This is a genomic window from Ornithinibacillus xuwenensis, assembly GCF_039614845.1.
Classification (GTDB): domain Bacteria; phylum Bacillota; class Bacilli; order Bacillales; family Amphibacillaceae; genus Ornithinibacillus; species Ornithinibacillus xuwenensis.
The window spans coordinates 162,608-184,105 of record NZ_JBDIML010000001.1; the positions used below are offsets into that span (position 1 = coordinate 162,608).

Sequence of the window (21,498 nt, forward strand, 5' to 3'; positions counted from 1 at the left end):
TAAAACATGGCGGAAAAAATTCCAATGGATATTAGCGAGAAAACACTAGAACGAATTGCAGAGTTCTTCTTAAACACATCAGTACCGAGAATTATTGAAGAAAGAAAGAAGGAAATCCAAAATGCCTCGTAATAAAACGGATTGGACTATGTTTATAGGGTTTTTCGGAATAGCAATACCGTTTCTGATTTTCTGTTTAGTGAGTAGTTGAGAAAAAATGTGAAGGGAGGAAAGTGCTTATGGAAAAAGAGATATTAATTGATGATTTGAAGAGAATATTGAAGTCAAGTCCAGACAAAACAGGGCATGATGGCACACGTTTCTTTATATTTTCCTACGACGAAATAGAAGGGATTATTGAAGTGTTAGAAAATCAGTAATGCACAGTTCGGAGAAAGAACGCACCACCAAAAATAAATTGGGAGGAATATAAAATGGAAAACATTTTAAAAGCGTTAAACACAGTGGAGGAATTTGCAAGAAAGGATAAGCGAGTAACAAGTATTAATTTCAACTCTTTCAACGACAGAATCGAGGTTCTCATGGATTCAGATTCATTTATCGAGTTTGTAGAATCACTTAACATTCTACCTTGCCATGTAGAAGTAGAAGATTGGAATAGCGAAGAATACGATAAACAGCTAATTGTAGAAGAAAAAGGAATCCTATTCTTTTGCTTAGTAGATGAACATGAATATGAAGCTGAATTTCGTGATTGGGTTTACGAAGAACCAAATATTGATGAAGTGTTTATCATGGACGAAACACCAAGAGGGGTAACAATAGAGCAAGTAAGAATGAAAGAAATAAATGTTAATCCGTATAGAGATTGGATGTAGGAGGATAAAAATGAAAAATTACGACTTCAACAAAGCACAACAAATTATAGAGGAAAACAAAGAAAACTTAAAGAAAGCAAGTTTAGGAATGCAAGAAGATTGGTTCTGGACCGCAGATACAGTATTTGAAAATGGTGAGTATGTTTTGGATTTGAATACAGTTGAAATCATTGCTGGGATTTCAGGCTCTCGTTGGGCAACACCATCTATACGATTAACTTATCTTGATGACACGGAAGAAATGTTTACTTGTTACCAAGGGGAAAGCGAAAGCTCACCGGATGATGTATCCATAATTTGCGCTTCTGGACCACTTAGTAGCGAAGTGCAAAAGAATATTCCTAAGTCAAAAGAATATAGAATAGGCCGCTAACCACCACGAAAGCGGCCCTTCTCAAAACTTACAAGTATTATTTTAATCAAATTTAAGGAGGAAGTAAAGTGAGTGAACCAACGTTTTACGAACGTGTAAACAACTTACAAAGCGAATTAGTTGCACCTAAGTCTAATTACAATTCATTCGGTAAATACAAATACCGTAGCGCAGAAGACATTTTAGAAGCAGTTAAGCCATTGAATAAGAAACATAATGTATTCCTAAGCATAGGAGATGAGCCAATTCTAATAGGTGACTGGCATTACATTAAGGCAACTGCAAAATTGATTGATGCTCTAGATCCTTCTAATCAAATAGAAGTAACTGCATACGCTAGGGAATCGCAACAAAAGAAGGGTATGGATGATTCGCAGATTACAGGAACGGCTTCATCATACGCACGCAAATACGCTTTAAACGGATTGTATCTAATTGATGACACTAAAGATGCGGATACAGACGAATACAAGAAACAAGGTCAAGAAACACCAGAAGAACCAAACCTAAATAATCAAATCACAATGTTGGTCGGGGAAGCGTTGCCGTTCTTTAAAGGTGACAGAGCTAAATTAAGCGAAGCAATAGGAAAATCACAAGATGAATTATCGAAGCTATTCCAATCGAACAACAACAAAGCGAAGAAAACCATCATCCAAAAGCTAGAAGGGATTATAAATGATTATAAGCAAGCAGGATAGACACCTGTATATAGGTGGCAGTGAAGCTAACATGATTTACATGAGGTATAACACTAAAACATTCACAGAATGGTGGCAAGGTAAATTAGAGGGGATTGTAGACGATTCCCCTCCTTCTCTACCTATGGCAGTCGGAACTATCCTAGAACACCCTGTAATCGACTTATACGAGCTAGTAAACAATGTAACTGGCATACGTGAAAAGCAAATGGTAAAAGGATTCGCTAGAGCAAACACAGATTACATTATCGGTAACAAAGTAAGTGATGTAAAAGTTACCAAAAAGGCAAAGGAATGGGCGGAAAAAGGTAAAGTACCTATCAACTACAAACGCCAGCTTATCCATTATCTATATGTATGTGAATTAGAATCAGCAAGCATTATAGCGTATCAATCAGACGAATCACTACAAGATAATCCGTTCCAGGAATTAAAGCAAGAGAATCTATTTGAAATACCGGTTGAAATCACGCAAGAAGAAATACAGATACATCATGAGAAGATACAGTATTTAGAGTTTTGTAGGGATATGGGAATATATCCGATTTGAGGCAAAATGTGCAATAAGAAAGGGGATTGGAAATGAGTGAACACGTTTTAGAAGTATGCTATTCGCTAAAAGAAGCGATTCAATCTATTAAAGAACGTCTATCGGAAACTGATAGCAAATGCTTAGAAATGTGGAATTGGTACAAAGAAAATATGCCTGAAAAAATCGAAGGGAATTCAATGGAGGATAAAAACTGGAACGATAAAATTTATTTGGTCTATCGTAGCGATTTTTTCATTGATGAATGTTGGTTGTTTGAAGATGATTATGACATTCAATGCTGGTTAGAAGAAAAGTGGTCAGATTGGGATTTGTGGGATTATGACGATCTGAACGGATTCTTTGAAGAAAATCTTGTTATTTGGGAATTTCATAGAAATATTTGCAACGACATGTGGAATCACTATCGCAAATACTCTAAACCATTCATGGAAGGATGGTCACGAAAAAGAGAGCAAGCTTCTTTTGAGGCAGTACCATCATTTTCAATTGGTTAATGCACAGTTCGAGAAAAAAACGCCACAAGAAAGGAACGATACAACATGATCTATATAATGATTATCTTTTAAATGGGATAACCATCTTACTACTATATTTCTAAGGAGGAAAAGGGAATGGAAGCAAACGCACTAGCTGGTAATAAAAATAGCGGGACGAGGGAAAAAGATGATTTCTATCCAACTCCACCTCATGCAACAAACGCATTATTAGATCGGATTGAGTTTAAAGGTGATATATGGGAACCTGCTTGTGGTGATGGAGCAATAAGCGAAGTATTAACAAAGCATGGTTACAAAGTATATTCTAGTGATTTATTTGATCGAGGTTACGGAGAGCCCGGAATTGACTTCTTAAAGGTGAGTGAAAAAAATGTAGTTCCGTTTTCAAGCATTATAACAAACCCGCCATACAAAATAGCGAAAGAGTTTGTTGAAAAGTCTTTAGAAGTTACGGATGACAAAGTAGCCATGTTACTAAAATTAAATTTTCTAGAAAGTGTAAATCGTTATGGAATGTTTAAAAGCACTCCATTAAAACATGTGTTTGTTTTTTCGAAAAGACTCACGTTTTATGAACCTAATTCAGAGAAAAAAGGGAAAAGCGGGGTATTAGCTTATGCGTGGTATGTTTGGGAACACGGTTATACTGGAAATCCACAAATCGATTGGATAATTTAATAACTTGAAAAATAGGAGGTAATAAAATGGAAGAACTTCAACAGATTAAAGCGATATATAATACTCAAATCAGTGAAGGTAATTTAATTATAAATTTAAATGCTTCATTATTTGAATGGCTAATTGAACAAGCGTAAAAGGTTGAAAATCTAGAAAAAGAAAACAAAAAAACGATAGAACACAATGATTACTAAGCAAGGAGTGATACCATGCTACAAACCCACACAGACTTCGACCAAGCAGAAACAGAGCAACTAAAACGAGCAGAAGCCAAAATAAAAGTACTTCACCAAGTATTACAGGACATTCATCTAGTAGTACACCGTTTTGATTGGGGTAGCTACACTACAGACACACCAGAGGGATATGTATATAGGAGAGTGAAGGAGGGGTTGGAATGAATAACGCAAAAGAAGTATTAAAGCAACTTGGTTATGACGAACAGTTAGTGAACGACATGACAAACGAAGAACGCGAAAATGAAATCCAAGAAATACCTTACAATTTGTAATTCGGGTAAATGAATCACTAGGGGAGTTAACCACTCCCCCTTTATAAAAACCACTTGAAAGGGGATGATTGCACACCAAATAAACCCATTGTAAATGGGGTAGAGGAATTGTCCTCTTAAATTTTTACATCAAAAAGAACATATGTTTCCAAATTATTCCTTATCAGTTAGATCAATCAATTCATGTAACTCACAACCAAAGTAATTACAAAGGGTAGATAGAGTAGCTGCATCCATACGAGTTAATTCATTGTCATACATTTTGGACAAGGTATAACGATTAATACCAGTGTCCTCCGACAACTTGCGAATACTCCTTACTCTATGTTTACCCATTAATTCGTTAAGTTTAAATGTTACTTTTTTCATAATACTTTCGCACCTCCGCATATCATTGTAATAAATGTGTTACCAAATTGCAAGACTTTCACTTAAATTGATACAATATTACTATTAAATGGATATAATACTATTGCCAAAAGGATATAAAAGTGCTATCATAAGTATATACGGAAGGGAGGGATATTATGCTCTTCAAAGTAAAACTTCAAGAACAAATTGAGAAAAAGCAGATGAAACTACAGAAGTTTGTATCGCTTAGGCAGATTAGCCGAGAAACAGGAATCAGCAGACCGACGTTAGACAGATGGCTACATACAGCCCAGAAACAGATTGATGCTAGAAAGGTAGCAATTCTATGTAACTACTTTGAATGCGACATTCGAGACTTCCTAGAGTTTGTACAAGAATAGTTGGTTTGCGGAGGGCGAGAAAGGAGGAGGAGATAGTGAACAATGGCAGACGTGCAAAAGGAAAATGGATTTACAGCAATTGCAAATGAAATCTTTGAAGCCATGCAAATGTACAAGCTTACTCTTAATGAAATAAAAATCATTATGTGTGTTTGGAGATATACTTACGGATTCAACAGAAAAAGTCATCAACTATCGTTAGGTTTCTTTGTAAAACACACGGGATTAAGTAGATCCAGAGTAAACGATTCGCTAAAAAGGTTGCTGGAATGTAATGTACTCATAAAAGTTGGGCAAGGTAATGCAAAAACATCCAATGTATATGCCTTTAATAAAAACTATGAGACTTGGACAATCGAGAAATATTCAACATTCACTAGTATGCAAAACGAAACTAGTACACAAATTGGAACTAGTGCACAAGATGGTACTAGCACTAGTGTACAAAATGGTACTGGAACTAGTGTACAAGACGGTACTAAAGAAATAAAAGATAAAGACAATATTAAAGAAATACAATCGCAAGAAGTTTTTGATTACTACATTTCTAAAAATATAATTCAACACAAGAAATTCGATTCAGAAATGAAACGTAAGACAAAAGCACAAATTAAAAAGTGGGGTATTGAAGAAATCAAAATCGCTATCCATAATTATTCGATTGTATTTCATAGTGAAGATTATTGGTTTAAAACGAAATATAGTTTGTTGGATATTTTAAGGGATAAAGATATTAGGCAATTCGGAAGCGAAGCGGATCCATTTTTTAACTTTGCTAAGGATAAAAGCAAAGTAGTTGAATTGAAGCCTTCAAAACCACAAAAAACAAGAGAACAAATCGAACATGAAAAAATGTTAGAAGAAATGGGGATGGAATAATGAGTTTGTTGGAAAGAGAAATATTAGGATCATTCCTAAAGGATAACACTTTACTACAGGAAACAAACCTAGCAGTCTATCATTTTAACGAATCGCATCACAAAGATTTATTCAAAATGATGGTTGAAATGGCTCAACAAGGAAAAGCAATCGACCATGTAACACTAATGGCTGAAAACCAATCACTAATCTTGAATTTGGGTGGTCCTGCTTATGTACTAGACTTGCAAAGCAAAGGAAATTCCAATCATTTTGAAACATACGAACAAACATTGCTAGAACAATACAGAAATGCTGAAACAGAGAAAGCGATAACAGAGTGGCTTGCTAGTAAGGAAAAAGACACCCGACAATTACTAGATAAAATCGAAACGATTCAAGACGCTGGAACGATTAATGAATCAGATCGCATTACTTTATTAGCAGAACTAATAGACGAAGTAAACAATCCAAAATCATCTTACATTACTGGAATACCTAGCGGATTAACTGAACTAGATAAAATGACAGGTGGTTGGCAAGCCGAGGATAGCATTATTTTAGGCGCAAGACCTTCCATGGGTAAAACAGCTTTAATGCTTAAATTCATGTTATCAGCAGCCAGAAATGGCGATGTGCCAATTGTGTTTTCGTTAGAAATGTCAGCTAAGGCTTTGTTGAGAAGGTTAGCTTCAACGATTGGGGAGATAAACGGTTATATGGCTCGAAATCCTCAAAACCTAAATGATGGTATGCAGAGGAAATGGACTAAAGCAGTTGGAGAAATATCGAATTTGAAGTTTGAAATATATGACCATTCCGACCAAACCATACAATACATTCGTTCTAAAGTGAGAAAGGCGCAAAAAGAATATAAGGGTAAGCGAATAATCGTCATGATTGACTACTTAACACTAATTCAAAATCCTGGTCGTTTTGTTTCAGACCACGCGAAATATTCAGATGTTAGTAGGAGATTAAAAGCAATAGCAAAGGATTATAACTTGCCAGTCATTACATTAGCGCAGCTTTCTAGGGGAGTAGAGCAAAGACAAGATAAACGACCTAATCCGAGTGATTTAAGGGAATCTGGAAGCATAGAACAAGATGCAGATGTAATCCTAATGCTTTACCGAGATTCTTATTACAACAAAGAATCCACAAAACCAAATGAATTAGAAATAAGCGTAGCGAAACAAAGAAACGGTGCTACTGGACCAGTAACTGTAAACTACAACCGTTCAACAGGGGTGATAAAAGATTGACAGTAAAAGAGTATTTTGAATGGGCGGTAAAGAACGGAGCTGTAGACCTATACACATTGATAATGTTCTTAGTTTACGAAAAAAAAGCTTTATCTTTTGCGGACACAAAAGACAAGCTCCTTTATTACATGCAAGATAAGTACAAAAACGCCATGAGTAAATATCTTACAGAATATAAAATCAAACTTAATATCCATTATAAACCAACTGTATATGAAATTGCAACTAAGAACCTATCGTACAGCACCATATACGTGGTAGCAGTTAACGAAAAGCAAGCGACTTCCTTCGCATTCTCACAGGGTTACTTACCTTCTGATATTAGTATATGTGACGAGGACACGCTTATGACAAAAGCAAATAAAAAAGCTGAAGAAATAAATATACCGTTAAAGGATTTACGAGATCAATCGGAAGAAATACCAAGTTTCTTAGGAGGGTTTTAGATGAGTTTACCAAGCGAATTTAAATTCAGACCAAAACATACAGAGAATATCTTTATTGCTAAAGAAACAGATACTGATGATTTCACTATATTTTCTAAGGATGATACTCAACTATTTAAAACGCCAGTAAAGGAATTAGCTGAAATGATTGGTAAGGGCGAATGGGTAATCGTTGATGATAAATACGGGAAATCACCGAGCGACAACGTAAATCATCCTTCCCACTACCAAGGTAAAACAGAAGTAATCGAGATAATCGAACAAGCTACAAAAGATTTACCAGGCTTCCAAGCATACTGCATCGGAAATGTATTGAAGTATGTTATGCGCCATCAGAAAAAGGGCGGTATGGAAGATTTGAAGAAGGCTAGTTGGTATTTGAATAAGGTTATTGGAGGGGAAAACGAATGAGTAAGGAGAAATTTGAAGAAATAAAAGAAAGATACATGGAACGTGAGTACGATTACGCTTTAAAAAGCATGGATATTGACTATCTAATCCAACAATCAGAAGAAAAGATACAACTGGAAAAACGTGTGGAAGAGTTGGAGAAGAATTTAGACCATGGGGCAAAAGTCGCGGTGAAAACTGCGGAGAAGTTACATTACGTCAAAGAAGAAAACCAACGCTACAAACAAGCATTAGAAGAAATAGCATACAAGCAATATAATGTCGAACCTAAAAGAGTTGTAGTCAAATTACGTTCTACCGCAATCCAAGCCTTACAAGGAGGTAATAACAATGAGTAAGCAGTTGGTAGTCGCAGCATTATCTAATGAAATCTACTTAGCAAATATAAACAAAAACGGAATGATGAGTGATAGCGGTAGGGAAGTTGTGACCGACCAAGTTATACAAGCGATGTTTCAGCATATGAAAAAACTTTATGACCGGACAGGTAAAACTAAATACATCATTGATGGATTCGGACAAATCGAATTTACACCATTAGAAGATGATACCCAATGAACTATACAAAAGAGCAGCAGTTAGGCAAACGTACCAAGAAGAAAAGTAAAAACTTCACAGAGAAAACCAAACGAGACATATTCGAACGCGACAACTGGCAATGCGTGAAATGTGGTTCACACCTAATTGAATCTGTACCTCATCACATTATTTACAAGTCGGCTGGAGGAACAGGAGAAAAGCGAAACGGAGTAACGGTATGTCGTAACTGCCATGATTGGGCGCACCACAAGAAAGATAGTAAATTCGGTGAACCAAGCAGAGAAGGGCGTAAATGGTTTGAGAAATGGCGTGATGAGAATTTGGATGAGAATGGGGATAGGATATGAAACGTATTTTGAATTATGTTGGTTCAAAATGGAATATGGCCAAGTGGATTATTCAACAGATGCCTGAACATAATGTTTACCTTGAACCCTTCTTTGGAAGTGGTGCGGTGTTATTTAATAAACCAGCTGTGGGAATCGAAACGGTAAATGACATTGATGGAAACATAGTTAATCTATTTAAGGTAATCCGAGAAAATCCAACTGAATTAGCACAAGCGGTAGAGTTTACACCTTATTCAAGGGAAGAATATTATCTTTCATTCGACTTATTAAAACAAGAACTATCAGATGTAGAAAGGGCAAGGATATTCCTTATTCGGTGTTGGATGGCAAGAGGTGGAAAAACATCAGATAGAACTGGATGGAGACATAACATAGACATTGCTACTGTAAATGCTTTGCCAGATTGGAATACACTACCTGGAACAATACTAGAAGCAACAAAGCGGTTAAAAGAAGTGCAAATCGAAAACCAAGATGCAATTACCTTGGTAGAACGTTATAACCGAGAAGATTGTTTGATTTACGCTGACCCGCCTTATGTGTTAAGCACAAGAACAAAAAGACATTATGCTCATGAAATGAATAACGAACAACATATACAGTTACTGAAATCACTAAAAGAACATAAAGGATATGTTTTATTAAGTGGATATGATAGTGACTTATATAACGAAATATTAGATGGATGGACTCAATTAACTAAGATGGTTCAAACAGAAGCCGCACAATCAAAACAAGAGGTTCTTTGGATTAATCCAGCTGCGATTAAAAAGAATGACCAGTTAAATATTTTTGATGTGGTGAACAGCCTATGAAAGAATACGCAGTTTACAAAGGTGATGAGTTTTTATGTCTTGGTACTGCTATAGAATGTGCGGATAAATTAGGAGTCAAAGCAGATACCATAGTGTACTACACAAGCCCAGCATATCAGAGAAAGCTAGCGAAAAGAAACGCAGTAAACCCTATTATTGTAATTAAATTGGAGGATGAATAGATGGCTAGGCTTAACCACAACGGATATGTTGAAATTTATAATCCTAAGCACCATAGGGCAAGAGGAAACGGATATGTATTTGAACACATCATTGTGGCAGAAGAAAAATTAGGGCGAAGGTTAAAACCTAATGAACACGTTCACCATTTAAACAAAAATAAAAAAGATAACAGACCTGAAAATTTAGAAGTAGTAGATATAGTAGAACATACTAGATTGCATGCAAAAGAAAGAAGGAAAGGTAAGTACATTTCTTGTGAACAATGTGGAAAAACATTCTATCGAAAACCTTCACATATTAAAAAGGCGAAATATTGCAGTTTGAAATGTGTGGGATTGTCGAGCAAAATTGCAGAGGTCAACAATAAGAAAATAACCAAAGAACAAATCGAAAAAGCGTTAAAAAATAACGAAGGAAACAAAAAGAAAGCAGCACTAGAATTAGGGGTACATTATTCAACGGTTTACAAATACATTAAAAAATTAGGAGTGAAGAAATATGCTTAATAGCGTGGTTTTAGTTGGTCGTTTAGTACGTGATCCAGAGTTAAAGTATACGAGTTCAGGGGTTGCAGTAGCCAATTTCACAGTCGCAGTAAACAGACCATTTTCAAACCAAGAGGGAAATAGAGAAGCTGATTTTATCAACTGTGTTATTTGGAGGAAACCAGCAGAGAATCTAGCTAACTTCCAAAAGAAAGGCGCATTAATCGGAGTAGATGGCAGAATACAAACACGTTCATTCGAGGGACAAGATGGAAAGATGGTATACGTTACAGAAATAGTAGCGGATTCAGTTAAATTCTTAGAGAGTAAGAAAGAAGGACAATCTAGCAATCAATCAAACTCACAACCGAGTGATGATCCATTTAAAGATGCTGGAGAACCAATCAATGTGAGTTCGGACGACTTACCATTCTAAGGAGGTATACCATGAAATACCACTTAGCTACAGACGAACAATTAAAATGTATCTTCAACCATGAAAAAGATTGCCCTACTCATATCTTGAGTGGGGTGGTTGAAGAAATGATGAATCGGAACATGTTAAATGGCTACATCTTATACGCTGCAGAATCGGTAAATATTAAATCCATAGATGACGAAGATTTGCTGCAAATTGGATTAATCGAAATACACAAGCGCATTAATAAGTTTAATCCTGGTAAGACAACACCAAAAACCTTTGCAATTAATATTTTGCGAAATAAATTCATGAATCTTATCAAGGACCAACAATTATATAAAAGCGCAGCCAACTACAACAAGGTAATAGGTGAATCGCTAGATGATTATTTAATCCAATCACCTTTTAATGTAGAACGATACGTGATATGTAAATTAGAACTTGAACAGTGTTTATCGTTTCTAAAAGAGCATGAAAGAGTAGCAATGATTATGAAAAATAACGGATATAAGTTAAACGAGATTGCCAATCAAATCGGATTCAATAGTGATACAAGCGTAGCGAAACTAATTCGCAAAGCAAAACGGAAAATTAGAGAGGAATTAGGATATGAAAATCAAATTCTCAATAAACAAATATCGTAAGGATGTAACAAGCAATTTCAATCCAAAATTATCGGAGTATTGGCAAAAACAATATTATGACTGTTTTAGGAGTTGGTGATATGGGAATGTTAACGCCTCAACTGATTCATAAAGCAAAACAGAACGGAATCAACCAAGAAACTTTACGAATCAGATTATCTCGCGGATGGGATGAAGAACGGGCAACAACAGAGCCAACAGAAAAGAAAACAGAACGTGCTAAATGGTTGAAGGTGGCTATTGACAACGGAATCAATGTAGTTGCATTTAATAGCAGAGTTTACTCTTACGGATGGGACTATGAAGAAGCAGCTACAAGACCATTACGAAAAAGGAGTGTATGAAGTGAAATTATCAGAGCTAGATATGAAAAAGAATTTCTTCATTGAACAACTCCACAAGAGGAATTTTTACCAAACAGAAGGTCTTACTTATAACGAATTAAAACATAAATTAGCAACGATCAAGGCAATGGAAATTGATATATCGAAGGATGAAAATAAGTTCTTTTAGGAGGAATGGATAATGATAATTTTATTTTTAATAGTTATAGCATTGGTAGTTGGGGTGTGTAAAGGCGTTTACGACGGATGGGATTTAGGAGATAAACTTATATATTCCATTCTTTGCTCTCTAGGGGGTTTGTGTATTGGGGTATTTGTATACCTAGGTTATATGGGGTTAGTTATTTACTTGTTCGACACAGAGTCAGTCAAATATGATGAAAAACAAGTATACGCCCTACAAGATAACAATTCAATTAACGGTAACTTCTTCTTGGGTTCTGGAAGTGTAGAAGGGGAAATGAAATATTACTACATGATTGAAACGGGTAGAGGATTACAAATGCAATCAGCTAGTGCTAATCATTCTTTCATCAACGAAACTGACAACGACACTCCAAAAGTGGAACTGTACAAAGAAGAGTTTAAAAATGATTTTATACAGTGGTTGAGCCCTGCATGGTACATCACGGAATACGAATTTACTATACCTATTGATTCAGTTAAACAAAACTTTAATATCGACTTGAAATAGGAGGAAACTATGAATCTAACACAAGTAACTAATAAAATTGCGGAATGGGCGGAAGAAAAAGGGTTAGACGAAGCTAAACCAGAAAAACAAATGTTAAAGCTTATGGAAGAAGTTGGGGAATTAGCACAAGGGTTAGCTAAAGGTAACAGGGACCAAGTTATTGACTCAATCGGTGATGTGTATGTTGTTCTTAAAATATTATCAATGCAATTAGATTTAGACTTAACCGCATGCATAGCTGCAGCTTACGGGGAGATTAGTGACCGCAAAGGAAAAATGATTAATGGTGTATTCGTAAAAGAGAGTGATTTAAATGACTAAACGAGACAGAGAAGAAATAATAGCACAACTATCCATCATGACACATTACGCTGAATCGTATTACGAGAAAATGACAGATGAAGAATTATTAGAGGAGATGAGGAAGTATTATGGATAACTTTAAAGCGAAATACAATTACCAGCTTCAAATAAACGAAGGATTAAAGAACCAAATTCAAAATAAAGACTTGGAGTTAGCAGAGGAAAAACAATTTAGTAAGCTGTTGATATTCTTTAATGTCGTAACGATCGTGGTAGGGATATTTCTTGTTGGTAGCGTGATAATGCATGGTTAAATTCACAATACCAGGAACTTTGCCAACCATGAACGAAATCATCAAAGCGAGTAAATCACATCCTATGGCATACGCAAACATGAAGAAAGATTATACAGCGTTAGTAATGATTCGCGCGCAAAAGCTTCCTAAAATCGAAAAATCAGACTTTGAAATCACATGGTATTGCAAGGACAAACGAAAAGATAAGGATAACATCATGACCGGTCAGAAATTCATATTTGATGGATTAGTAAAAGCTGGAGTAATGGCTAATGATGGTTGGGGAGAAGTGGGGAGTGTGGCTCACTTCTTCCAAGTAGATAAAGAGAATCCTAGAGTTGAAGTTGTAATAAGGGAGTTGGGATGATGGGAGTAAAAAAGAAATGGCTAGAACGTAAAATAGCATTAACTGAAAAAGAAATCGGAAAATGGGAAAGCAATCTTAATTCGGCTGCTGTCAACCTTAGGCAAGAGAAAAAGAAACTTTGGGAACTGATGGAACAATTAGAACGTGTCGAACTTAAAGAAGGCGAGTGATGAAGTAATGATACAGGACTTGTTAAGAAGAATCTTTTATAGTCGAATATTTAACAATGTACGGAAGCGACATTACAAAAATGCTTACAAGCAAGGGCGGTTTGATGAAGCGTGGTTAAATACCTTTGAAGAAGAAGGTGAGTAAATGAAAAAGGAACAAATAGACGAACACCTAAAACACATCCTTGTTTACCAAGATCAATTAAACAAACTAGGCGAAGATATGAAAATACAACGTATCGAATTACTATCCAAGCAATTAGTCTTTATCGGCAGGCTAGCAAGCGCATTTTCCGAGAATTACAAACAAATCTATGCCAAGCGTAAACGAATGTATGCAGAAGCTGAAATAAACGCTCAACCACCTAGACAAGCTCGTGCAGAATTAGCAGTAGCTGAAATACGAGAAGAAGAAGCAGAAGCATACGGACTAATGAAACGTTGGAATAACGCATTTGATAGTACCAAAGAAGAGATAAACGCACTGAAATATAAAGTGAAGATTGATATTGAGGACGGGAGTAATCGACAATAGCAAAATGTCACTTTTATGTCCGTTTTGACACCTAACAACCATTTACAATAAAGCTAACAAGGATATTGGAAGGGTGTAGAAATGAAAAACAAGTACATTGACAAACCGTTTTACGATTTGACTGTTGAAGAAATAAGGGAAATGAGAAGGTCACAAGGAAAAAGTATACCTATTGAAGATTTTCTCAAACATTATGAAATTACTGCAGTTGAATATTGTGACACGATAAGGGATTTAGATGGAATAGCCATAGCAAGAGATGAGAGAAAAGCATTTAGCAAGCAAAAAGACGAGGAAAACAAATTTAAACCAAAGGATGATTACACCTTTAGGGTAGAAAACTTACCAAATATTTTTGTGGCTGCTATGTATCAAGTTGATTTCGAGGTAGTGAATGGTCGTAGGTTATATGATTTAGAGGAATTAGAACGAGCAAGAGAAGATATTCGTAAAAAGGTAGACAACTACGAAAGATTAATCCGAGAAACTACAGATAAAACAGCCTATTCAAAATTAAAAGGTATTGATTTAAAAGCTATGAGGATTTACAGAGGAAAGAACACCATGTCTTTCTCCAAAATGAGCCGCATGAGAGTAAGTGAAATAAAATATTATGAATCCTTAAATGAAAAAATACCAAAATATGTTGAAACGATTTATCGAGAACACCTAAATATCAAAAAGAGACACATCATACAACTTAGAGAAATCATGGAAGGTAAGTCGGACAAGGTTGTTGAAGATAGGGAAATTCCTAAGCTGGTAAAACTACGAGTCTACCAAAGAGATAAGGGCAAGTGTACCGAGTGCGAAAAGAAAGAAGAGTTACACTTTCATCACATAAAATATTTTTCAGAAGGCGGACAACATGAGGTTAATAACTTGAAATTATTGTGTAGAGGTTGTCACGCAGAAGTACACAAGGGAGAGAAAGTATATAACATGTTAAAGGGGCGATGATGTGAAAACTAGAAACGAAGAATACTACACGATCAGTAGAATATTAGACATCATCAAGAATTATCACATCAACATTAAAAATGTAAATGAATTTGGTAACGACATCAAAAGTGTAGGAGTAGCACAATACGGAATAGAAGCAACTTTACCAAAAGGGAATGTAATATCAAGTGTTGTGGAACGAGAAGTAATGCGCCAAATTCAAGAAAATAGATTTATCGCCAATATGATAACCGACATTAAATACATTCAACAACGCTGGAGCAGAGTTACAAACGAAAAAGAAGCACAGGTATTAAGCTTACGACTAGATGGATATAAAGTAACTGATATAGCCGAAATACTAAGAATGGAACGGTCGAATGTATATAGGCTATTGGAAAGAGCAGCACGTAGAATAAAAGGTTATCCACAAAATAGTGCGACAAATTCAACAAATTACGAGAATGAAAAAGTCTTATTGTATAATTAACTTATAGCAAGTATATTCCTCCCCTTTATATAGAGAGCGTCATTCACAATTGTGGATGGCGTTTTCGCTTATATTAGGGGAAAAAACGGAGAAGCGTTCAAGGGACTACGGATACGTGGAGGGGCGACCGTAAAAATAAGGGGTGAGGAAAATGGCAAATCAACATACAAGTGAATGGTCTAACGAAATAATAGAACGTATGCTGAACCTTGCAAAAATACATAAACTGCCTAAAGTCACCGAGATGATTAACAAGGAATTTGGTATAAACAAAACATATTCCAGCGTAAGAACAAAATATATGCGTGTGAAGGGTAATTGGGAGCCAAAAGAGGAAACAAACCAACTTCCACCTATCGACAGAACATTGAAGAGAAATAAAGATGGTACTTGGGATAGAGAAGATTTCATTGAATTAAATGAAGCGCAAGAAAAAGATGAAGAATATATGTTAATGGCTCATGGCTTTGATCCAGAGAAGTGGGATATTGTAGAATTGAACAATTCTGCTTGGAATCAACATAATAAACAAGATGGAACTGTAACATTGTTCTCAAGCAAAATAAAAGTAAAACCTAAGTCAAAAAAGAATAATGAATATGATAACTTAATTGAAACTATCGAGAGTGGAAAACCATTTAACATAAAAATTAATTATAAACCGTTAGATAAGCATTACCTCTTAGAGATAGCGCCAGTAGATACACACTTCGGAATATCATCTTTTGAATACTATGGACCGAATATAGTACGAATCATCAACAAGATTAAATTAAGGCACTGGGAACAAATTGTAATACCTGTTGGGAATGACCTATTTCACAATGACGACTTCAGAGGCAGAACATCATCTGGAAGGGAAATACAAAAGGTTGATATGGGGAAAGCCTGGACAGATGCAGAGAAGTTTTACTACACAATTATTGATGAAGCGAAAGAACACGCTAACCACATTAAGATAGTATATGTTCGCGGTAATCATGATGAATCCATGTCATGGGCGTTTGTGAAAAATCTAATGACAAAGTACCCGAATCTAGAGTTTGATGATTCATTCGAGGAACATAAAGGACATTCATTCCATGATGTATTCTTAGGATTCACGCATGGAGAGAAGAACAGAAAGAACACCGCTAACATATTCAATACTAAATTTAGACTTGAGATAGCAAAAGCAAAGGTAAGAGAAATACATCAAGCGCATCTACACGAGGAAAAAGCGCAGGACCATTACGGAATTATGGTAAGAGGATTACCAACACAGAATTTAGAAGATGATTGGCACGATCAAAATGGATATGTAGGAAAGAATAAACGATTTCAGTTATTTGAGTATAGTGAAGATACATTAGAATCTATTCATTATGTATAAAAGAACGGGGAGCTAAGCCCCCTTTTCAAGAAGCCTAGCTACCTTAATCCATAGAAGTAATGTTACTACGTGCTGAAATTCAATAATAACTTGGATTTCCATTCATATGTCACTCCTTCTGCTACTGAGTCAATAAGTAGCATAGCGATCACCTCCTTAAATAGTGTAGTCGCTAAATAAAGTGACATTTTTATTATATCACAAATAGTCTGAAACTTGTGTAGGTGATTCCCATGTTCATAACAGATGATGATATACGTAACTTTATATACGAGAATCTAATTAAACATGGATGTGTACCAGAGGAAAGAGAATTAGAAATCATATGCCAGGTATTCTTTGATTATTTAAAGGAATTAGGAATACTAGTTGACTTTATGGATTTGTTTGATGAGGAGGAAGGTGAATGAGTTGAAACTTACCGAGAAACAGAAACGATTTGCTGATTATTATATAGCTAGTGGTAATGCAGAAGAGAGTGCAAAAAAAGCAGGCTATAGCGCTAGAGGTAATACAACAAAATTACTACAAAATACTACAATAAGAAAATATATCGAAGAACGGAACAAGCGACTAGAAAGCAATAGAATAGCTGATATGGAAGAAGTAAAACAATTTTGGACTAATACCTTGCGTGATGAACAACGTGATTTAAAAGACCGTTTAAAAGCATCTGAGTATATAGCCAAGACTAATGCTGCTTTTATTGATAAACAAGAGCACAGTGGTGAAATTCATAATACTGTAACTGAATTAACTCCAGAACAACGAATGAAGCGGATTAAAGAGTTGAAAGCGAAGTTAGAGCAATGATTACAGATAAAGAATTAATGGAACTTGAATATCTCTTGAAAGCAGAACAAAAAGAGAATGCAAGAAGTGATTATATAGAGTATGTCGTTTATTCTCATGAAGGAAGATATAAGAAAGCTCCACATACTGAATTTATCGCTAGAATTATTCAACACGCAATTGATAAGAAACAACAAATGCGTGAAGGGGTTATTCCTACAGAGAATCAATATATAGCTTTGAATATGCCTCCGAGACATAGTAAATCTATGACAATAACCGAAACTCTACCGAGTTATTATTTAGGGCAATTCCCAGAGGACAGAGTAATCGAGATATCTTACAATGACACTTTCGCTCGGAAGTTTGGGAAAAAGAACAAGGAAAAAGTAAGACAATTTGGCAAAGAGTTGTTCAATATTGAGTTATCTAAGGACAGCAGTGCTGCTGATGAATGGAATTTATCTAATAATATCGGCGGAATGATTAGCCGAGGTGTTTTATCTGGAATAACTGGTCAAGGTGCTGACCTTATGATTATTGATGACCCTATCAAGAACAGGGAAGAAGCGGATAGCGAAACGCACCGAGAAAAGATATGGGGTGAATGGGTGGATTCATTTAGTTCACGTTTACATCCTGGCGCAGTTGTTATCCTAATTCTAACAAGATGGCATGAAGATGATTTACAGGGTAGGCTTCTTAGTTCAGAATATGGCGAACCTTTAGATTGGCAAGTATACAACTTCCCATTAGAAGCGGAGAAAGACGATCTATTAGGTAGAAGTATAGGCGAACCATTATGGGAAGAGAGATACGGGTATAAGTTTATCGAGGAAAGGAAACGTTATCCTTCTTCATTTAACTCATTATACCAAGGCAGACCTACTTCACAAGAGGGTAATATCATAAAAAGGCATTGGTGGAAGTATTATGATGAAAACAAACTGCCTCCAGTTGCTATCAAGATTATGAGTATAGATGCAACATTCAAAGATGGTGATGATAATGATTTTGTATCTATTCAAGTATGGGGGAAAAGCGGAGTTAACTCATTCTTAATTGACCAGACCAAAGCTAGAATGGATTTTACCGCAACTATACAAGCAATTCAAAATATGAGAGCGAAACATTCGGATGTTAGAGGAATCTTTATCGAGGACAAAGCAAATGGTCCTGCAATTATATCCATGCTAGCTAATAAGTTACCGGGTATTATTCCAGTTAAACCAGATGGTGGGAAAGTGGCAAGGGTAAATGCGGTAACGCCTTATATCGAAGCTGGTAATGTGTATATTCCTAGAACAAAATGGATCCATGATTTTGTAGAAGAGTGTGCTTCATTCCCTAGCGGGAAGCATGACGACCAAGTAGATGCCATGTCACAAGCTTTAAATAGATTATATTACTACTATGGAGAATTGCCACCACCAAAAGAAAAACCACTTCCATTCCCATTCCAAAGTGAGAATGAAGGCGAAGGAGGATTTGTAGAATGGTAGCATTAATACTAGCAATTTGTGTACCTGTTACAGCGTTTGTAACGGGTTATTTTACGTTAAAAGGGGTAAAGGTAGGCTTGGGAACAGAAGAGCCTAAAATAATTCACAAAGAAGCGGATGAAGAAGAAGAACAAGAAGAACCACAGGAAAACACAGAGTTAGCTTCTATGTTAAGTGAGTGGATAAATGGCGCAGAAAAAAAGGAAGGATAGTATATGAACTTGATGGAACGAATCATTAGAAGATTGAAAGAGAAGTTTTTCATTGAGATACCTTTAATTGAGAGTAGGTGATTAGATGGAACAAGAAGAAAAAGTCCAGGATGAAGTAAAAAGCCAAGTAAGTGCAACTAAAGTAGAAGAGGAATACCAAGAAGGCTTACAATACAAACGCCAAATGGGATTTATAGATAAATGGCCAGAGTATGAACGTTTTAAAGCAGGGGATCAGTGGCCAAAAGCTACAGAGAAAACTAAACACTTACCGAGACCTGTGTTTAATGTAATAAAGTACATTCAGAACCACAAAGTATCAACTGTCATGAATGAGAACATCAAGATGATATTCACTCCACAAGAACATATTGAAGATGAAGAAAACGAGGAATTGAAGAAGGCTGTTGAGGGTGCTGACTTATTTACTCGATATAGCGATACAACATGGGAAAACGTGAAGCAAGACAGGTTGAATGAAGAAGCGTTGGAAAGTGGATCTAGTTTAGGTACAGGCATATGGCATTACTACTGGGATGATTCCGTTGAAGGTGGAATTACTCAACCATATATAGGTGAATTGTGTGGAGAAACTATCGACCCAATAAATATATTCTTTGGCAATCCCCAGCAAAGAGACGTTCAAAAGCAACCATATATCATCATTTCAAGTCGAGACACAGTAAAGAGCGTAAGGAAGCAAGCTAAGGATAACGGTGTGAAAGAAGAACTTATCTTACAAATCAAATCAGATAACGATACACAGGATGAAGGATACGATAACGCGCAAATTGAAGTAAAGGGAACAGACAAGACAACCATTCTAACAAAGTATTGGAAAGAAGATGGTAAGGTTTTCTTTACTAAAGTATGTTCCAGTATTGTTATTAAAGATAAGACCGATACTGAACTAACTTTATACCCTGTTGCGGTAATGCAATATGAACGTAGAAAGAAGTCTATCTTTGGTATTGGTGATACTGAAGGATTGATACCAAACCAAAAAGGGATTAACTTCTTAATGGCTATGCAATTATTAAGTGTTCAATTAACTGGATGGCCTAAGTTGGTATATAAAACGGGTGCGGTAAATCCAAGAAAGATTAACAACGATCCTAGTGAGCCTATTGAAGATAGCTCTCCACCAGGTGTCGAAGGTGTAAGATATCTTGTTCCTGGTAAAGTTGACAAGTTAGCAGGAGAACTATTAGAAGCATTTATGGACCATACTAAAACATTAGCTTCTGCAACTGATGTTTCTACTGGTGAAGTTGGCTCTGGCGACTATAACGCTACCGCCATCATGTTATTGCAAAAAGCTTCTGGCGTTCCGATTGAATCAATTAAGAAGCGGTTCTATCGTGCTATGGAAGATGTAGGGAACATTTGGGCGGAATTTTGGAAAACCAAGTACAACACAACTAGAAAGATAAATGTTGAAGATGATGAAGGAAAACTAGAAGCTAGGGATTTCAAGGGTACAGAATACAAAGACACTCCAATGTACTTGAAAATAGATATTGGACCATCATCTAACTATTCAGAAGAACTTATGATGGCTTCTCTAGATAAGCTATTTGATGGACAACACATCACACTTGAGGATTATTTAGAGTTTGCACCACAGAATGTAATTCCATTTAAAGATAGATTATTAAAACGACTAGAAGAAAGGGGAATGACAATGGCGCAATTGCCACCATTACCACAAGCCGGAGGAATGCCACAAGTACCACAAGCACAACCTATGCAACAAAGCGCACTAATGCCACAAAGTCAACCACAACAAGGCGGACTAGACCCACAGCTACAGGCTATGGTTGACCAGTTTAGACAGATGTTAGTAGAAAGTGGACACGAAGCAGCACAACTAGATGATTTAGCATTGTTACAACTAATGCAAGAAATAGGTCAAGGTGGACTATCACAAGGGCAACCACAACAACCTATGCAGCAAGCACCACAACAACCCAATGGAATGGTTTAATGTCAAAACAATATAGAAATCATTATCAAGAGTTGTATACCAAGACAGAAGCCTTTATTAAGCATATTGAAAAAGTAACCAACAATGATTTAAATAACATGAATCATTCTGATTACATTCAAGCATTGAGACTTAAATTTGACTTACTAGAAAAATTAAAATGAAGCCAA

42 protein-coding genes are annotated in these 21,498 nt (G+C 36.0%); 41 read left to right on the forward strand and 1 reads right to left on the reverse strand.

Annotated elements, in window-relative coordinates; all coding sequences use genetic code 11:
* Positions 1 to 6 precede the first annotated feature (6 nt).
* The 9 genes from ABC228_RS00895 (at position 7) to ABC228_RS00935 (ending at position 4,042) form a co-directional block, all read left to right on the forward strand.
* Entirely contained in the window at positions 7 to 132 is a 126-nt protein-coding gene (locus tag ABC228_RS00895) for a hypothetical protein (RefSeq protein ID WP_345823204.1), read from the forward strand.
* Positions 133 to 239: 107 nt separating this feature from the next.
* Positions 240 to 380 (forward strand): hypothetical protein, encoded by a 141-nt coding sequence (locus ABC228_RS00900; protein ID WP_345823205.1) that lies wholly within the window; start codon positions 240 to 242, stop codon positions 378 to 380.
* A gap of 54 nt (positions 381 to 434) precedes the next feature.
* The gene (locus ABC228_RS00905) at positions 435 to 839 is read left to right on the forward strand and encodes a hypothetical protein (RefSeq protein WP_345823206.1); all 405 of its coding nucleotides are present in this window, start codon (positions 435 to 437) and stop codon (positions 837 to 839) included.
* Positions 840 to 849: 10 nt separating this feature from the next.
* Entirely contained in the window at positions 850 to 1,212 is a 363-nt protein-coding gene (locus ABC228_RS00910; RefSeq protein WP_345823207.1) for a hypothetical protein, read from the forward strand.
* Positions 1,213 to 1,280: 68 nt separating this feature from the next.
* Positions 1,281 to 1,913: an ERF family protein gene (locus tag ABC228_RS00915; protein ID WP_345823208.1), complete on the forward strand. Its 633-nt coding sequence runs from the start codon at positions 1,281 to 1,283 to the stop codon at positions 1,911 to 1,913.
* Positions 1,891 to 2,463: a YqaJ viral recombinase family protein gene (locus ABC228_RS00920; RefSeq protein WP_345823209.1), complete on the forward strand. Its 573-nt coding sequence runs from the start codon at positions 1,891 to 1,893 to the stop codon at positions 2,461 to 2,463. The genes ABC228_RS00915 and ABC228_RS00920 overlap by 23 nt, the downstream gene beginning before the upstream one ends.
* A 32-nt stretch (positions 2,464 to 2,495) precedes the next feature.
* Positions 2,496 to 2,960: a hypothetical protein gene (locus ABC228_RS00925; RefSeq protein WP_345823210.1), complete on the forward strand. Its 465-nt coding sequence runs from the start codon at positions 2,496 to 2,498 to the stop codon at positions 2,958 to 2,960.
* 117 nt (positions 2,961 to 3,077) lie between these two features.
* A complete protein-coding gene (locus tag ABC228_RS00930) occupies positions 3,078 to 3,641 on the forward strand; it encodes an NAD(P)-dependent oxidoreductase (protein WP_345823211.1) in 564 nt (187 codons plus the stop codon).
* A 209-nt stretch (positions 3,642 to 3,850) separates the two neighbouring features.
* Entirely contained in the window at positions 3,851 to 4,042 is a 192-nt protein-coding gene (locus tag ABC228_RS00935) for a hypothetical protein (protein ID WP_345823212.1), read from the forward strand.
* A 263-nt stretch (positions 4,043 to 4,305) separates the two neighbouring features.
* On the opposite strand, the gene ABC228_RS00940 is transcribed toward ABC228_RS00935, so the two are convergent.
* Positions 4,306 to 4,521, reverse strand: a complete 216-nt coding sequence (locus ABC228_RS00940) for a helix-turn-helix domain-containing protein (RefSeq protein WP_345823213.1) — start codon at positions 4,519 to 4,521, stop codon at positions 4,306 to 4,308.
* Positions 4,522 to 4,679: 158 nt separating this feature from the next.
* Here ABC228_RS00940 and ABC228_RS00945 point away from each other — a divergent pair, with 158 nt between their 5' ends.
* The 32 genes from ABC228_RS00945 (at position 4,680) to ABC228_RS01100 (ending at position 21,492) form a co-directional block, all read left to right on the forward strand.
* A complete protein-coding gene (locus tag ABC228_RS00945) occupies positions 4,680 to 4,904 on the forward strand; it encodes a helix-turn-helix domain-containing protein (protein WP_345823214.1) in 225 nt (74 codons plus the stop codon).
* A 42-nt stretch (positions 4,905 to 4,946) separates the two neighbouring features.
* Positions 4,947 to 5,783 carry a replication protein gene (locus tag ABC228_RS00950; RefSeq protein WP_345823215.1) on the forward strand — a complete coding sequence of 279 codons (837 nt, stop codon included), beginning with the start codon at positions 4,947 to 4,949 and terminating at the stop codon, positions 5,781 to 5,783.
* Complete coding sequence (locus tag ABC228_RS00955) at positions 5,783 to 7,027, forward strand: replicative DNA helicase (protein WP_345823216.1); 1,245 nt, start codon at positions 5,783 to 5,785, stop codon at positions 7,025 to 7,027. Before ABC228_RS00950 ends, ABC228_RS00955 begins: the two co-directional genes overlap by 1 nt.
* Entirely contained in the window at positions 7,024 to 7,473 is a 450-nt protein-coding gene (locus ABC228_RS00960; RefSeq protein ID WP_345823217.1) for a hypothetical protein, read from the forward strand. The genes ABC228_RS00955 and ABC228_RS00960 overlap by 4 nt, the downstream gene beginning before the upstream one ends.
* Positions 7,474 to 7,884, forward strand: a complete 411-nt coding sequence (locus tag ABC228_RS00965) for a DUF3310 domain-containing protein (protein WP_345823218.1) — start codon at positions 7,474 to 7,476, stop codon at positions 7,882 to 7,884.
* Positions 7,881 to 8,222, forward strand: coding sequence for a hypothetical protein (locus ABC228_RS00970; protein ID WP_345823219.1), 342 nt, complete (start codon positions 7,881 to 7,883; stop codon positions 8,220 to 8,222). The genes ABC228_RS00965 and ABC228_RS00970 overlap by 4 nt, the downstream gene beginning before the upstream one ends.
* Positions 8,215 to 8,442, forward strand: a complete 228-nt coding sequence (locus ABC228_RS00975) for a DUF7446 family protein (protein WP_345823220.1) — start codon at positions 8,215 to 8,217, stop codon at positions 8,440 to 8,442. The genes ABC228_RS00970 and ABC228_RS00975 overlap by 8 nt, the downstream gene beginning before the upstream one ends.
* A complete protein-coding gene (locus ABC228_RS00980) occupies positions 8,439 to 8,771 on the forward strand; it encodes an HNH endonuclease (RefSeq protein WP_345823221.1) in 333 nt (110 codons plus the stop codon). Before ABC228_RS00975 ends, ABC228_RS00980 begins: the two co-directional genes overlap by 4 nt.
* A complete protein-coding gene (locus tag ABC228_RS00985) occupies positions 8,768 to 9,589 on the forward strand; it encodes a DNA adenine methylase (RefSeq protein ID WP_345823222.1) in 822 nt (273 codons plus the stop codon). Before ABC228_RS00980 ends, ABC228_RS00985 begins: the two co-directional genes overlap by 4 nt.
* Positions 9,586 to 9,771, forward strand: a complete 186-nt coding sequence (locus tag ABC228_RS00990) for a hypothetical protein (protein ID WP_345823223.1) — start codon at positions 9,586 to 9,588, stop codon at positions 9,769 to 9,771. Before ABC228_RS00985 ends, ABC228_RS00990 begins: the two co-directional genes overlap by 4 nt.
* A complete protein-coding gene (locus tag ABC228_RS00995; protein WP_345823224.1) occupies positions 9,772 to 10,278 on the forward strand; it encodes an HNH endonuclease signature motif containing protein in 507 nt (168 codons plus the stop codon).
* Positions 10,271 to 10,693, forward strand: coding sequence for a single-stranded DNA-binding protein (ssb, locus tag ABC228_RS01000; protein ID WP_345823225.1), 423 nt, complete (start codon positions 10,271 to 10,273; stop codon positions 10,691 to 10,693). The genes ABC228_RS00995 and ssb overlap by 8 nt, the downstream gene beginning before the upstream one ends.
* Positions 10,694 to 10,704: 11 nt before the next feature.
* Positions 10,705 to 11,322 (forward strand): sigma-70 family RNA polymerase sigma factor, encoded by a 618-nt coding sequence (locus ABC228_RS01005; RefSeq protein WP_345823226.1) that lies wholly within the window; start codon positions 10,705 to 10,707, stop codon positions 11,320 to 11,322.
* Positions 11,323 to 11,402: 80 nt separating this feature from the next.
* On the forward strand, positions 11,403 to 11,666 hold the full coding sequence (locus ABC228_RS01010) for a hypothetical protein (RefSeq protein ID WP_345823227.1): 264 nt from the start codon (positions 11,403 to 11,405) through the stop codon (positions 11,664 to 11,666).
* Between the two features lies 1 nt (position 11,667).
* Complete coding sequence (locus ABC228_RS01015) at positions 11,668 to 11,835, forward strand: hypothetical protein (protein ID WP_345823228.1); 168 nt, start codon at positions 11,668 to 11,670, stop codon at positions 11,833 to 11,835.
* Positions 11,836 to 11,847: 12 nt separating this feature from the next.
* Positions 11,848 to 12,360, forward strand: coding sequence for a hypothetical protein (locus ABC228_RS01020; RefSeq protein WP_345823229.1), 513 nt, complete (start codon positions 11,848 to 11,850; stop codon positions 12,358 to 12,360).
* Positions 12,361 to 12,369: 9 nt separating this feature from the next.
* Positions 12,370 to 12,681 carry a MazG-like family protein gene (locus ABC228_RS01025; RefSeq protein WP_345823230.1) on the forward strand — a complete coding sequence of 104 codons (312 nt, stop codon included), beginning with the start codon at positions 12,370 to 12,372 and terminating at the stop codon, positions 12,679 to 12,681.
* The gene (locus tag ABC228_RS01030) at positions 12,674 to 12,799 is read left to right on the forward strand and encodes a hypothetical protein (RefSeq protein WP_345823231.1); all 126 of its coding nucleotides are present in this window, start codon (positions 12,674 to 12,676) and stop codon (positions 12,797 to 12,799) included. Before ABC228_RS01025 ends, ABC228_RS01030 begins: the two co-directional genes overlap by 8 nt.
* Positions 12,792 to 12,977, forward strand: a complete 186-nt coding sequence (locus ABC228_RS01035) for a hypothetical protein (RefSeq protein WP_345823232.1) — start codon at positions 12,792 to 12,794, stop codon at positions 12,975 to 12,977. Before ABC228_RS01030 ends, ABC228_RS01035 begins: the two co-directional genes overlap by 8 nt.
* 28 nt (positions 12,978 to 13,005) lie before the next feature.
* Positions 13,006 to 13,326 (forward strand): RusA family crossover junction endodeoxyribonuclease, encoded by a 321-nt coding sequence (locus ABC228_RS01040; protein ID WP_345823233.1) that lies wholly within the window; start codon positions 13,006 to 13,008, stop codon positions 13,324 to 13,326.
* Positions 13,323 to 13,496, forward strand: a complete 174-nt coding sequence (locus ABC228_RS01045; RefSeq protein ID WP_345823234.1) for a hypothetical protein — start codon at positions 13,323 to 13,325, stop codon at positions 13,494 to 13,496. Before ABC228_RS01040 ends, ABC228_RS01045 begins: the two co-directional genes overlap by 4 nt.
* On the forward strand, positions 13,471 to 13,641 hold the full coding sequence (locus ABC228_RS01050) for a hypothetical protein (protein WP_345823235.1): 171 nt from the start codon (positions 13,471 to 13,473) through the stop codon (positions 13,639 to 13,641). Before ABC228_RS01045 ends, ABC228_RS01050 begins: the two co-directional genes overlap by 26 nt.
* Positions 13,642 to 14,031 (forward strand): hypothetical protein, encoded by a 390-nt coding sequence (locus ABC228_RS01055; protein ID WP_345823236.1) that lies wholly within the window; start codon positions 13,642 to 13,644, stop codon positions 14,029 to 14,031.
* Between the two features lie 81 nt (positions 14,032 to 14,112).
* Positions 14,113 to 14,991: an HNH endonuclease gene (locus tag ABC228_RS01060; RefSeq protein ID WP_345823237.1), complete on the forward strand. Its 879-nt coding sequence runs from the start codon at positions 14,113 to 14,115 to the stop codon at positions 14,989 to 14,991.
* A 1-nt stretch (position 14,992) separates the two neighbouring features.
* Positions 14,993 to 15,463 carry a sigma-70 RNA polymerase sigma factor region 4 domain-containing protein gene (locus ABC228_RS01065; protein ID WP_345823238.1) on the forward strand — a complete coding sequence of 157 codons (471 nt, stop codon included), beginning with the start codon at positions 14,993 to 14,995 and terminating at the stop codon, positions 15,461 to 15,463.
* 151 nt (positions 15,464 to 15,614) lie between these two features.
* Complete coding sequence (locus ABC228_RS01070) at positions 15,615 to 16,835, forward strand: hypothetical protein (RefSeq protein WP_345823239.1); 1,221 nt, start codon at positions 15,615 to 15,617, stop codon at positions 16,833 to 16,835.
* A gap of 233 nt (positions 16,836 to 17,068) precedes the next feature.
* Positions 17,069 to 17,245, forward strand: a complete 177-nt coding sequence (locus ABC228_RS01075) for a YozD family protein (protein ID WP_345823240.1) — start codon at positions 17,069 to 17,071, stop codon at positions 17,243 to 17,245.
* The gene (locus tag ABC228_RS01080; protein WP_345823241.1) at positions 17,238 to 17,648 is read left to right on the forward strand and encodes a terminase small subunit; all 411 of its coding nucleotides are present in this window, start codon (positions 17,238 to 17,240) and stop codon (positions 17,646 to 17,648) included. The genes ABC228_RS01075 and ABC228_RS01080 overlap by 8 nt, the downstream gene beginning before the upstream one ends.
* A complete protein-coding gene (terL, locus tag ABC228_RS01085) occupies positions 17,645 to 19,129 on the forward strand; it encodes a phage terminase large subunit (protein WP_345823242.1) in 1,485 nt (494 codons plus the stop codon). The genes ABC228_RS01080 and terL overlap by 4 nt, the downstream gene beginning before the upstream one ends.
* On the forward strand, positions 19,123 to 19,341 hold the full coding sequence (locus ABC228_RS01090; RefSeq protein WP_345823243.1) for a hypothetical protein: 219 nt from the start codon (positions 19,123 to 19,125) through the stop codon (positions 19,339 to 19,341). The genes terL and ABC228_RS01090 overlap by 7 nt, the downstream gene beginning before the upstream one ends.
* A gap of 85 nt (positions 19,342 to 19,426) precedes the next feature.
* A complete protein-coding gene (locus tag ABC228_RS01095) occupies positions 19,427 to 21,328 on the forward strand; it encodes a hypothetical protein (protein WP_345823244.1) in 1,902 nt (633 codons plus the stop codon).
* Positions 21,328 to 21,492: a hypothetical protein gene (locus ABC228_RS01100; protein ID WP_345823245.1), complete on the forward strand. Its 165-nt coding sequence runs from the start codon at positions 21,328 to 21,330 to the stop codon at positions 21,490 to 21,492. Before ABC228_RS01095 ends, ABC228_RS01100 begins: the two co-directional genes overlap by 1 nt.
* The last annotated feature ends 6 nt before the right edge of the window (positions 21,493 to 21,498 follow it).